Source organism: Fibrobacter sp. UWB7, assembly GCF_900142945.1.
Lineage (GTDB): Bacteria > Fibrobacterota > Fibrobacteria > Fibrobacterales > Fibrobacteraceae > Fibrobacter.
Map to the genome: position 1 here is coordinate 500,125 of NZ_FRCO01000001.1, position 12,047 is coordinate 512,171.

Here is a 12,047-nt window from a genome sequence, read left to right on the forward strand (position 1 = left end):
GTGAAGGCGTTTTCTATCTTTGGGCGCATGCGAGTATTTTTACAACTAGCCCTGATTTTGGGGATTTGCTACGCAGGCGACCTCATTCATGATTACACGGGCATTCCCGTCCCCGGCAACATTCTCGGAATGCTCATCCTGCTCTTGTTACTTTGCCTAAAAATCGTGAAACTCGACCAGATTCGCGAAGTGAGCGATTTCTTTTTGAAACGCCTTTCATTCTTCTTCTTGCCACCTGCAATTGGACTTATGCTCGTCGGCGATGACGTTAAAAGCCAGTGGCCACTGTTACTGTTCCTCTGCATCGTGATTACAATCGTGACCATGGTAACGACCGGCTGGACCGTTCAACTTTTAAGCAAAAAGAACAAAAACAAAAATTGATTTTAACGCGCTATGTTTGGAATTATTCTTACAATCATCGCTTTTGAGCTTGGCGTCACCATCCGCAACAAGTGGCGTAATCCGCTCCTCAATCCAATCCTCATCGCCACCATTCTCATCATCGGATTTTTGACCGTCACGGGAATCAAATACGAAACATACAAAGTAGGTGGTGATTACATTTCGTTCTTCCTTGGACCTGTAACAGTTCTGCTTGCCGTTCCTTTGTACAGACACATCCAGGCACTCAAAAACAACTGGCTCCCAATTTTAACAGGGATTCTCGTGGGCTGCATCACAAGCATTGCCTGCGTAATCGCTTGCGCCAAGATTTTCAACATCAGCAAGACTCTGATGCTTTCGCTCATTCCTAAGTCCATCACTATTCCGATGGGTTCTGTGGTATCCGAGCAAATTGGCGGTATTCCGTCAATCACGATTGTGGCAATAGTCATTACGGGAATTACAGGCGCCGTGACAGCACCGCTCGTTTGCAGATTTTTCCGCATCGGGAATCCTGTTGCACAAGGTGTTGCCATTGGAACTGCAAGCCATGCGCTTGGAACGACAAAGGCGATGGAAATTGGTGAAGTTCAGGGCGCCATGAGCAGCTTGTCCATTGGCGTCGCAGGCGTGATGACTGTGTTCGTGACACCAGTGATGCTCAATATATTCGCTTAAAAACAAGAATGGCGATGCCGGAACGGAGTCCGGCATGACAGAGAAAGAGTTCCAATCACTTTACCAGGCTTTTCCCGATGAGCACGGTCGAGATGATGCTTTCGGTTTCGGGAATGTCGAGAAGCTTTTTGAGTTCGTCGTGGTAGAAGAAATGTTCTTCGCGGGCGGTCTTGTTGAGCAAGCGCGCGGAGACGTAAAGCGATTCAGCGAGCACGCCCGCATTCAGGTTCATGTAGCGGTAGCCGCGGTTTCCAAGCACCTGGCAAGATTCATTCAAGTTCGAAGTCAGCACCACTGCGAACATGGAATTTTGAACTTGTTCGGGAACGGCAAAGCACTTGTTAAACTTTTTCGGATTGGCAGAACCGCTTTGCATGTAGATGGACTTGCGAACAGGGATGTAGCGGTACACGCCCGCATACACGAACATCACATCAAAAACCACCACCCAAATTTTTATAAGCCCGGCGCCAAAAGCGTTCAACTGCGCGAGTTCCAGCCAGCGCAACAACGACGAGAAATCATCCAAGTCTAGCGTTCCGTGAACAAAAGGCGCAGCGACTTTTTTATCCGTGCGCAAATACCACAGTTCACGCAAATAATACTCGTTCGTAAACTTCGACGGCGTCAGCGGAAATTCATCGCCCGGGAGCGCCTGCACATTCAAACGGCGCACCTTCATGCAAAGGTTCAAGTCATCAATATTTTCGAGATGATTCTGCAGCATGAATCGTGACGGGTAACGCGAAATTTCAAAATTGCTCTCCGCCTCGCCCACATACGCACTCATCTCCGCATGGTTCGAATACGCAAGTTCACCGACGCCATCATCGACGGAATTGAACGCGACCATGCTCTTTTCCGGAAACACAGCAATCGCCGCCATCGGCATTTCGGTCGCCCCAAGCTTAAGCGCAACCGCAATAGAATCATCGACAAACCCGCCAAGCGCAAAGACTTTTTGCCCACGCGACTTTGCCAAAAGAATCGTGTTTGCGCAAGCTGAGCCCACATCCATTTGCACCTGTCGATACGCCGCCTCGCGGAATCGCCAAACAGCACGTTCCAAGAGCCCTGTGTAAATGAAAATCGTCTGCGCTTCGGTTATAAATTCCTGTTCCGGAAACGATGCAAGAATCGCCTTGCGAGCATCAGCACCACCGAGCTTGACGAGCTTCGATTCTTCGCGGTCCACGTAGTAAACGCCATCGGGAACCTCGCCCCCATGCACCACGGCATAGACGCAAACCGGATTCAGGTAATCCGCCGAAACCGGCTCCAAAAGAGGCATGAAAGCGGCCGTCAGAGGGTAACGATTGCACCCCTCGTAGCGCTTATCGGCATACGCTTGCTTTTCCCAGTGCATAATGACGGGATCCCCACTTCCATGGGGAATATACTGGGTCGATTCGTGGTAAATTTCCGAAAAATAGCGCATCCAAAACCAAAGATAAAAAGATTAACGTTTGTCAAAAGCACCATGTCAGTTAAATAAAATATTTTTTAACGTTTTTCGTATAGAAAGTGGAGTTTTCGACCAAAACACTTATTACACTTTTTATCCCGATATATCATTTTACATAGCATAAATCAAAGCCCCAAATATATCTTTGGTAAAAAAGAAAAATTACTTTAAGAGGGTTTTATGCAACTCAAGAATTTCTATCCCAAAATGAGCATTCTCGGAATCGCAACCGTGATCGCTCTGACCGCCTGTAGCGACGAAAATCCCACACTACCGCAGGTAACCGACCCGAACGGAGGAATTTTCAATCCGGCGCCGGGTTCCAGTAGCGACATGACTCCGACCTCTAGCGATGCCGTCATTGATCCGACGTCCAGCTCCGCAGTAGTTGTAGACCCGTCCACCCTCCCTGCAGAAGGTCCGATTACCCTGCCGGCAGGTCTCGGCATTTTGGTCGACGACTTCGAAGACGGTGACAACTTGAGCAAAATCAACGATTACTGGTACACCTACAACGATAACGACAACGGTGGCGCATCCATCATCACAACTCCGCTGAACGAAGAAGAAAACATCATCCCGGGTCGCGTCAACAACGGTTCCAACTACGCTTTGCAAGTCAACTACACACTTGACAGAGGCGAATACGAATACGATCCGTACGTGGGCTGGGGCGTTCAAGTCGCACCGGACGAAGCCAACGGACGTTTTGGCGGCCTTACCTACTGGTACAAGGGCGGCGCCCACGAAGTGCATGTCGAAATTACTGACGTCGAAGACTATGACGTGCATCTCGCCAAGTTCCCGGCATCTCGCACTTGGAAGCAGGCAGTTGTCCGCTTCAAGGACCTCGTACAGGGCGGCTGGGGCAAGGAAGTCCCGTTCGACGCCAAGCACATTAATGCAATCAGCTTCCAAGCAAAGGGAAGCAAGAGCAAAGTCATGACCGATTCCCTCTTCATCGACAACATCTATTTGCAGGACTCCTCTGAAGTTGAAAAGGACCAGCCGGATATGGAAATCATGGATCCGGTGATTCCGACGGTCGAATTTACCGCAGCCGAAATTACCGTGACAAACCCGTTGCAAGAAAAGGCAATGAAGTTCCTCAACAAAGGCGTCAACTTTACCAACTGGCTCGAAAATGCCGATGGCAAGTTCAAGTCCTTTGAATTGGGCGAAAAGGATGTCCAGATTCTCGCAGAAAATGGTTTCAAGAGCCTCCGTTTGCCGATTGACCTTGACCTCTATGCCACAAACCGCGATGCATTTATCGCCGGCACCGATACCGAGCTCAAGTTCGATGACGACACCTTGTTCCTGGTTCTCGACTCCTTTGTAGAATGGACAGCCAAGTATAACATGTCTCTCGTCATCGACTATCACGAATATGACAACAGCTACAACGCCACCAGCGCCAAGAACGCCAACTACATCAAGATGATGGCAGAAGTGTGGAAGCACGTTGCAGCCCACTACGCCGAAAGCCCACGCGAAGACTTATTCTTCGAACTCCTGAATGAACCGGACATGAGCGATGGAAAGGTCACTGCAGCAACATGGACAACCGCAGCCCAGGCCATGATTGACGCCATCCGCTCGGTCAATACCAAGCACACCATCCTCTTCGGTGATGCCCAGTGGTACTCCATCACGCTCCTCGCCAAGCGCACTCCGTTCACCGATGACAACATCATCTACGTAATCCACACCTACGAACCGTTCGCCTTCACGCATCAGGGCGGTTCCTGGACGGACTACGCCACCATCCACGATATTCCGTTCCCCTACGATCCGGCTAAGTGGTCTACGGTTTCTGGCGACTTCGGTGTCAACAAGAGCACAAAGTCCTACGTGAAAACCAACATCAAGAACTACTACAAGACCGGCAGCAAGGAAGCCATCTTGGAACAGATTCTCAAGGCCAAGAAGTGGGCCGCCACCAACAACGTGCCGGTGATCATCAACGAATTCGGCGCATTGAACCTCCGCTCTACCGCTGAATCCCGCATCAACTACCTCACGGCTATGCGCGAAATCTGCGACACGCTCCAGATTCCTTGGACGCACTGGGGCTACACCGGCAACTTCTCCGTGATTGAAAACGGCAAGTTGATCGAAGGCCTCGACAAGGCTCTCGGCGTCGGAAAATAGTTTCTTTCCTTAAAACCCCCTCAAAAAAAGGCTACGCAGAAATGCGTAGCTTTTTTCTTAGTAGGCGGTAGGAAATAGACAGTAGGAAGAATAGCGCAACAAGTACAGTTGATACAGACTTATCACAGAATCCAGCATTCCAACATTTTTGTGATAGGCTTATTACGTATCTTTATTATCGTAATAATAAATCCTCATCTCCTCCAAGCAACCGCATGAGCAATCATGCGGTTTTTCTGTATATTTTTATTTTTCTAAGCACATACAAAATTCTAAATTACAACCATGAAGATTAAGATAAAGAGCATTTTTGCAGTCTGTTCCGCATTGTTAGCGGGAACAGCATGCGCCGCCGGCTTTTACGGCAACCAGAGCGATATCAAGTGGAAAACCGCAGGCACGGAACATTTCCAGTTCATCTACCCTGTTGAATATTCAACTCACGCCGCTAAAGTTTCCGCTTACGCCGAAGCCGTTTACGATTCCGTCACAAGCCGCTACAACAAGCCGCTCCCACGCATCAATGCGGTTTTGAACAATGCCCTTTATAGCAACGGCAGCGCCATCCCGAGCGAAAATGCACTGAACCTCTGGCTCACCAACTGGGATTTTAAAATCCGTAGCAGTCACGGCTGGATTTCAGACGTCGTAACGCATGAATTTAGCCATCTTGTGAGCATCGAAAGCGGTGCCAAAATTGTTCCAAACCTTTACGGTTTCCAGTTCAGCTATACGGACTATTATAACGAACGCACGAGAAGCGATTTTCTCACGATGATTCCGTTTACGTTGCAGCCGCTTTGGCTTGCTGAAGGTACTGCTCAATACGAATCTTCACGCATGGGATTTGATGCCTGGGACACGCACCGCGACATGCTTCTCCGCACAGCCGCCTTGAACGACAGCCTCATGACGCTCCCATACATGCACGACTTTTCGGACAATTCGCTGTTTGCAGAACTTGGCCCCTACACGCAAGGTTTTTCACTCGTCCTCTACATCGCGAAGCATTACGGAGAAGATGCAATCCCCAAAATTTGGCATGAACTTGGTAAACCCTATCGCGCCACGCTCAATGGAGCCATCAAGAGCGTACTAGGTATCAACGAACAGCAGCTTTACGACAACTGGAAAAAAGAAATTACCGAGCATTACCAGGCGCAAAAAGATTCTCTCGGCACACTCGTCGAAGGCACCAAGATTACCAAGGACGCGTTCTGGAACGACTTCCCTGTCGTGAGCGGCAAGAACCTCTACGGCGTTTCGAATTTTGGCGGTCCGTGGTTTGACGGAAGCGTGTTCAAGATTTCGCTAGAAGATACATTAAAGACGAGTGACAGTAGTACGGCGGATTCCGCGAAAGTCGCAGAATCTAAAAGCACCGATTCTACAAAAGTTGAAGTTGGCGATATCGAAGTTGAAGGCGCCGACAGCACCCTTATCAACATCGCTGATTTTGCAAAGTCCGGCTTCAAGGCAAAAAAGCCCTGGTTCGACAAGGGCATCGACATTTTCGACGACAGCACGCACGGTCCAATCCTCACTTACATCAGCTACCAGAATCGCGACAAGGATGGTCACGCCCACTTTGACGTAGCCGTGAGCGATACGAACAAGAACGAAGTCGCCCTCACGTACCTTGTTGATGCCGTTTACCCGTCATTCAACAAGCAAGGGACTTTCATCGTCTTTGCAAGACGCGACGCATTTAGCACTCGTTTCAGATTGAGCAAAATTCCTTTCTCGAGCAATTTGAAAAACGCTTCCTCCGAAGAGCCCATTGACGTTTTCATTCCAGATTCTTCGCTCCTCTACTATAATATTTACAGTCCGAAGTTCAGCCCAGACGGCAAGCGCATTGCATTTAGCTTCTTTGACGATGTGCAACGCGGGATTGCCGTAATCGACACGAACGGAGCAAACTTCAAGATTGTAAGCACCACAGGTTATGACGAACGCGATGTCAACTGGATTGACAACGACAAAATTATTTTCGCCAGCAACCGCAACAACATTTTCAACTTGATCGAAAAGGACCTGAACACCGGCAAGGAACGCGCGCTCACAAACGTGGTCGGTGGCGCATTCACGCCGACACTCGCTGGCGATACGATTTTCTTTACGCAGTATGACAAGGACGGTTTCTCGCTTTACAAATTGCCTTACGCAAAAGAAGCAGAACCCATATTCCGCGATAGCGTTGTCGTGACCGTCCGTGATAGCGTTTTGCAAAAAGCCGATACCATCCAAGTCGCATGTGCCGACACGACCCAAGCCACAGATTCGACAAAGGCTGCAGCCGCAATTAAAGTCGCCAACACCAACGATTCCACGAAATGCACGCAAGTCGTTTTGCACAAAGACGTGATTCAGGTGGAACACCGCGACACCATCAAAGTTGCCGTCAAGGATACGACACAGCGTGAAATCGTCTTGCATGGGACACTCCCGCAAAAGCCGCATAAAGAACTCGAACTCATTGACCGTGAATTTGCAGGTGCCGAACGCAACTACAAGCCTATTCCGAACACACCGCTGTTCGTCCCGATTTTAAGCATTTCTGAAAACGCCCCGAGCTTGACGGTTTTTGGCGAAGGAGAAATGAAAGCAAAACTCGGAGTTGCCGTTGTCATCAGCGACCCGCTCAAGAAAAACACAGTGCAGCTAGGGCTGTTACTTGAACTCGGCAAGGGCATCAACTACATCAACGGCGACGGTCTCAATCCCAAGCAAGAAAAGGAATTCTTTATCGCGTGGGATAACCATAGCACACCACTCGATCTTGGAGTTTCGTACAGCTACGCGAACTACACCAACAAGGACACCGTCCGTTACGAAGACGTTGGAGCCCACGGCGGCGATAGTATCGGAACCACACATTATGCCTATGCCACACAAGCCATTACAGGTACCGCAGGCTATAGCATTTTCAAGAGCATCGATACATTGCAAGCGGCCATCAGTTACGACTGGGCAAATGTCAACTTCTACGACGAGAGAATCGAATGGACCTACCAGAAACGCTTTAGCACAACAATTGGGCTTGGACTTTACGGTGACCACGAAGGCGAAAGCGGCTCGGGAATCTCAGGACAGGGGAACGGCCTCTTTGCCTATTACCAGTACGCCAACAGCGACCTTAGCCGCCCCGGTTCACTTTACGTCACCGAAAACGGCAGAATCGAAAGCCATTACAGAAACTTCACGTTGCACCAGTTTGGCTTGAACCTTTACGGAAGTGTGCAAACTCCGCTTCTCCATGCAAGACTTGCCGCAGGCGGTAAACTCACAACGTTCTTCTGGAACACCGACGACGTAAGCGATACACTCGATTCATACTACCTGACTCCAGTGTTCCTCGATGGTTACCCGTACTTGCGCAGCAATGAAGACTATACGCTTGCAGGTATAAAAACAGCAATGGCGGAACTCCATTACCTCTACCCGATTTACGACGACTGGCGAAACAACCTTTGGATTTTCTCGACTCGCAGTTTGTATGTAGACCTGTTTGCTCAGATTGGTGCCGCTTGGGATGGCAAGTTCTGGACAAGCAAGCTCACAAAGCATGAGTTCTGGGACCGTTCTGTTGGCTTAAGCTTCCGCATGAGCAACAAAATTTGGGATAACATTCCGTTCGACATTTCGCTCACGCTGGCACGTGGTTTAAGCCGCATCGGTGAGGACAAGGATTTGCGCGGCGGAACGAAGCTGAAGCCAATTGACTTGCCGCTGTTGCACAAGAACATCTGTCCCACGAGAATCAAGTTTTCCATTGGGATGGGGTTCCAAAATAGTTGGCAATAAAAAATTGCCAATTATAAATCAAAATAGTACTTCACGCGGGCGGGGCCCCAGCTCAGAGTTGCGAAGGCCGCACGGGCCCCTCCCTGCACCCTCCCCATCCTTGGCCGACGCTTATTGCATTATAAAACGTATCTGCAACTATAATTGTGTATGCAGTTCTAGATTAGCATAAACGAAAGGCGGCTTAGAGCCGCCGTTTTTTTTTATGGTTTAGTAATTAAAGCTTTTGGTATTTTTTTCGCCGGGGAGGAGCTGACCGGGGCTGGTGCGTTCGGCTTCGCGACCCTTAAAATTCGGATTGTATTTCTTGATTTCGCGGGATTTCACTTCTGCCTGGACATCAATCAAGTGGCGTTCCCATTCCTGAATGGCGCCATCGAGTTCCACGCGAGCGTTCAACATGAGTTCCTTGAGCTGCATGAGTTCAAGCATGCGTTCGCGCTTCATCACCCAGAGTTCTTCTTCTTCGGGCATGCGTTCGATATTGAACAGCAAATTCAAATACTTTTCTTCGGCTTCACGGTACGCTTTGTACGTATCTTCGTAAACGAGATTGCGGTCTTCAGCCATGGTCTGCTGAGACGAGACATGAGTCGCGCAACCGATGAAGTTCATCGCGACAGGGAGAAGGAAGAAAGGTAAAATTCGCATGCTATTCAAAGTACAAAAATTTACTCGGCGGCTTCGGGGATATCACGCTTGGTGTTGTAAAGTCTTTCGTACGAGACGTGGCTCGTGAACGTGACGGTGTCCTTTGTTTCGGGGTGAATCATCGTATGCGTTCCGACCTTGACTTCGCGTTCCTGGCACGGGAGACCTGTTTCCGGTTCAATCATGACTTCGAACTCGGTGCGGTATTCGCCTTTGAGTCCAGAGGTATAAGCCTTAAACTTGTCCGGCACGATTTTGCTGCCCACGTGCTGTTCCCAGATGAAATACGGGAAACTTTCAGTTTCATGCAGATAGACGACGTAGTCCAAGCACTTGCGGTGGTCGCGATTCGTAAAGCCCTTCGTCACCACAGAATCCACCTTGATAAGCGCAAAGTTCAAGCGTCCCTGCTGCTTGAGGAGTTCAGTCACATTGCCCTTGACCGGCACAACACCCTTGAGCAAGTGGTCCATTTCCCAGCGGTGCTTTTCCAAGCGCTTGAGGTGCGGTTTGAATTCAGGATTCAAGAGCTGATCACGCCAGCGGCTCGGCATCGGGACATGAGCCAGCAGCGTATCATAGCCATCGTCAATGCCGGTAAGGCTCGTCACATTGCGGTCTACTGCGGCAAGGTTCACTTCCTTGATGCGCCAAGCGAGTTCCGTCGGCATAAAATTCTTGAGGTATCCGCGAGACTTGTCAATCACGTAATTGCGCTTGACAAACGTCGTATCGCCTTTTGAAGAATAGTTCAAATCGGCATACGTCGCCGTAATCGTCCCCATCTTTTCTTCGCCCTTCAAGTCCAGCGTCGCATAAAAGCTTTCGGTGTACATTTCGAGCGTGACGGGAGCGTTTAATTTATAGTCAACGGATACTTCAGATTCGCCACAAGCGGTAAGCATTGCAGCGACAAACATTCCACTCAAGAATTTTATTTTATTCATCAAGATAACCAATTATTGATTGACAATAGACAACTGTTTTTCAGCGATCAAGCCCCTTTCAGAAGAGACTTCGACAACGACAGTTCCCGGCGCCTTGAGCTTCGTCATTTCACGGGCGGTTGCATAGCCACCGCGACGCGAGCGGGCTTCAAGCGTAAATGCTTCCATTTTATTAGAAACATGGAAATCGTGTTCCCAAAGTTTTTCACCCTTTTTAGTGAGCGTTCCTTCGTAAAAGGCAAACTTCAATGTATTAAAGTCGAAACCCGTTCCATAACGCAACTGGATGATGAGTTCATCAGCCATTCTGAATACGCTACCCGTATCGGCAACATAACCCACAGCCGGATTCCATTCACGACCACAGGCGATAATGGGTTCGGATTTTGAGCAACCTGCAAAAAGCCCACCCAAGGCTAAAGTTGCAAGCATAACGACTTTCTGTTTTTTGTTCATTGTATCCCTCTCTTTTTTGCCCAACAGCACTTTCCAAAATAGCAAAAAACTATCTGTCAAGTACAAACATCATCTCAAGATGGGGCGTTTGAGGGTAAAAAGCGAAGCCTTCGGCGTGAGAAAGGGTAAATCCGGCCTCGGAGAACTTGGCAAAGTCGCGTGCAAGCGTTACCGGGTCGCAAGAAACGTAAATCAGGCGTTTAACAGAGCTTTTCACGATGGCGGTCAAAGCTTCTTTGGGGAGGCCTGTTCGCGGAGGGTCAACGATGAGGGTGGCGGGGACATCAACGACGTTTTCGACGAGCCAATCTTCGGCAGGGGCCGAGACGTTTTCGATTTCCGAGGTGCGAGAAGCCACGCAATCTCGAAATGCCGCGGAATCTTCGGGGAACGCCGCAGGGACAGACAAATTAACTTTCGCATGTTTAAGGCAACCTTCTTCGCGTTCGACAGTCGTAATCTTCTTGAACTTGTCCTGCAAAATACAGGCAAAGAAACCGACTCCGCTGAACAAGTCAATCAGCCAAGCGTCAGAGGACTTGCCACTCGCCAATCCTTCATCTACAGCCTTGCGGACCGATTCGACAAGTTCTGGCAAAAGCCCCAAATTGCTCTGGAAAAATACGGACGCATCCGCTTCGATTTTGCGGCCTGCAATTTCGACATGGCTCACGGCATGAGCATCGAATTCAGACTTGTGCATTCCCGGGTAATAGAACGAGATTTCGCCTTTGCCGTTATCGAAAATGTTCACATCGATATCGCGAGAATACCTGTGAAAGTCGTCGCGACCGCTCGAATTACGATTAGAATCGCCCGCGAGAAGCGTCGCGGCAGGTCCACTCAAAAAATCGTTCAAGCCGTCCGTAAGCACGGGGCATTTTTCAAACGGGACGATGTTATTGCTTTCTTCGCCACGGAAACCAAAGACTGCGTGTTTTGCCGAACCTTCACGATTTGCCGCACCGAAAGCGGAATTGCCACGGAGCACGACACGAGCGCGGTTTCGATAACCCCAGGCATTCCCTGTGTGGATGACAAAATCTTCAGGCAGTTCCGCATGAGCAAGGCGCTTGAAATTTTCGCGTTCGACTTTTTCGAGATATTCCGCTTGCTTTTCAGAGGCAAGATGTTGCAAGCTGCAACCGCCACACTTGCCGTACAGCGGGCAAAGCGGCTTTACGCGATCGGGGCTTGCTTCCAAAATTTCAACAACGCGGCCCTTGGTAAAGTCCTTTTTCTGGAACGTCAAGCGAACCTTGCAAAGTTCACCCGGCAGCGCCCCCGCCACAAAACACACGCGACCATCCTCCAAACGAGCCATGCCCTCGCCCCCCTGCACCATTTTTTCGATGCGGAGCGTCAAGCATTCTCCACGCGGTTCACGACTAGAGTCGCGGCGGTCATTATTGCGATTCGGACGAGAATTGCCGCGGTTAAAGCGGTCTTGTTTCGAGCGGTTGTTTCTGCGGAATTCTACCATAATTGCAAAAATAGAATTT

Annotated in this window: 9 protein-coding genes; 4 read left to right on the forward strand and 5 right to left on the reverse strand. The window is 49.5% G+C overall.

Annotation, left to right across the window (positions count from 1 at the left end):
- Positions 1 to 27: 27 nt before the first annotated feature.
- Entirely contained in the window at positions 28 to 384 is a 357-nt protein-coding gene (locus tag BUC30_RS02080) for a CidA/LrgA family protein (protein ID WP_073423304.1), read from the forward strand.
- A gap of 12 nt (positions 385 to 396) precedes the next feature.
- The gene (locus BUC30_RS02085; RefSeq protein ID WP_073423305.1) at positions 397 to 1,065 is read left to right on the forward strand and encodes an LrgB family protein; all 669 of its coding nucleotides are present in this window, start codon (positions 397 to 399) and stop codon (positions 1,063 to 1,065) included.
- Positions 1,066 to 1,120: 55 nt separating this feature from the next.
- Here the strand turns inward: BUC30_RS02085 and BUC30_RS02090 are convergent, their stop codons facing one another.
- The gene (locus BUC30_RS02090) at positions 1,121 to 2,431 is read right to left on the reverse strand and encodes a nitroreductase family protein (protein WP_244536442.1); all 1,311 of its coding nucleotides are present in this window, start codon (positions 2,429 to 2,431) and stop codon (positions 1,121 to 1,123) included.
- A 279-nt stretch (positions 2,432 to 2,710) separates the two neighbouring features.
- On the opposite strand from BUC30_RS02090, the gene BUC30_RS02095 reads away from it, so the two are divergent.
- Together BUC30_RS02095 and BUC30_RS02100 are read left to right on the forward strand one after the other, a co-directional pair.
- On the forward strand, positions 2,711 to 4,684 hold the full coding sequence (locus tag BUC30_RS02095) for a cellulase family glycosylhydrolase (protein WP_073423307.1): 1,974 nt from the start codon (positions 2,711 to 2,713) through the stop codon (positions 4,682 to 4,684).
- 285 nt (positions 4,685 to 4,969) lie between these two features.
- Positions 4,970 to 8,491: a PD40 domain-containing protein gene (locus BUC30_RS02100; RefSeq protein WP_073423308.1), complete on the forward strand. Its 3,522-nt coding sequence runs from the start codon at positions 4,970 to 4,972 to the stop codon at positions 8,489 to 8,491.
- A gap of 210 nt (positions 8,492 to 8,701) precedes the next feature.
- On the opposite strand, the gene BUC30_RS02105 is transcribed toward BUC30_RS02100, so the two are convergent.
- Genes BUC30_RS02105 through BUC30_RS02120 form a run of 4 tightly spaced genes read right to left on the reverse strand, consistent with a single transcriptional unit; the run spans position 8,702 to position 12,028 of the window.
- The gene (locus tag BUC30_RS02105; protein ID WP_139260767.1) at positions 8,702 to 9,142 is read right to left on the reverse strand and encodes a hypothetical protein; all 441 of its coding nucleotides are present in this window, start codon (positions 9,140 to 9,142) and stop codon (positions 8,702 to 8,704) included.
- A 20-nt stretch (positions 9,143 to 9,162) separates the two neighbouring features.
- Entirely contained in the window at positions 9,163 to 10,089 is a 927-nt protein-coding gene (locus BUC30_RS02110; RefSeq protein WP_073423310.1) for a hypothetical protein, read from the reverse strand.
- 12 nt (positions 10,090 to 10,101) lie between these two features.
- The gene (locus BUC30_RS02115; protein ID WP_073423311.1) at positions 10,102 to 10,545 is read right to left on the reverse strand and encodes a hypothetical protein; all 444 of its coding nucleotides are present in this window, start codon (positions 10,543 to 10,545) and stop codon (positions 10,102 to 10,104) included.
- A 49-nt stretch (positions 10,546 to 10,594) separates the two neighbouring features.
- Complete coding sequence (locus tag BUC30_RS02120; RefSeq protein WP_073423312.1) at positions 10,595 to 12,028, reverse strand: class I SAM-dependent RNA methyltransferase; 1,434 nt, start codon at positions 12,026 to 12,028, stop codon at positions 10,595 to 10,597.
- Between the last annotated feature and the right edge of the window lie 19 nt (positions 12,029 to 12,047).

What these genes read in the sequence shown, in the direction of transcription:
- BUC30_RS02110 (WP_073423310.1), bottom strand. Translation starts at nt 10,089, where the DNA reads ATGAATAAAATAAAATTCTTGAGTGGAATGTTTGTCGCTGCAATGCTT.
- BUC30_RS02090 (WP_244536442.1), bottom strand. Translation starts at nt 2,431, where the DNA reads ATGCACTGGGAAAAGCAAGCGTATGCCGATAAGCGCTACGAGGGGTGC.
- BUC30_RS02085 (WP_073423305.1), top strand. Translation starts at nt 397, where the DNA reads ATGTTTGGAATTATTCTTACAATCATCGCTTTTGAGCTTGGCGTCACC.
- BUC30_RS02100 (WP_073423308.1), top strand. Translation starts at nt 4,970, where the DNA reads ATGAAGATTAAGATAAAGAGCATTTTTGCAGTCTGTTCCGCATTGTTA.
- BUC30_RS02105 (WP_139260767.1), bottom strand. Translation starts at nt 9,142, where the DNA reads ATGCGAATTTTACCTTTCTTCCTTCTCCCTGTCGCGATGAACTTCATC.
- BUC30_RS02080 (WP_073423304.1), top strand. Translation starts at nt 28, where the DNA reads ATGCGAGTATTTTTACAACTAGCCCTGATTTTGGGGATTTGCTACGCA.
- BUC30_RS02120 (WP_073423312.1), bottom strand. Translation starts at nt 12,028, where the DNA reads ATGGTAGAATTCCGCAGAAACAACCGCTCGAAACAAGACCGCTTTAAC.
- BUC30_RS02095 (WP_073423307.1), top strand. Translation starts at nt 2,711, where the DNA reads ATGCAACTCAAGAATTTCTATCCCAAAATGAGCATTCTCGGAATCGCA.
- BUC30_RS02115 (WP_073423311.1), bottom strand. Translation starts at nt 10,545, where the DNA reads ATGAACAAAAAACAGAAAGTCGTTATGCTTGCAACTTTAGCCTTGGGT.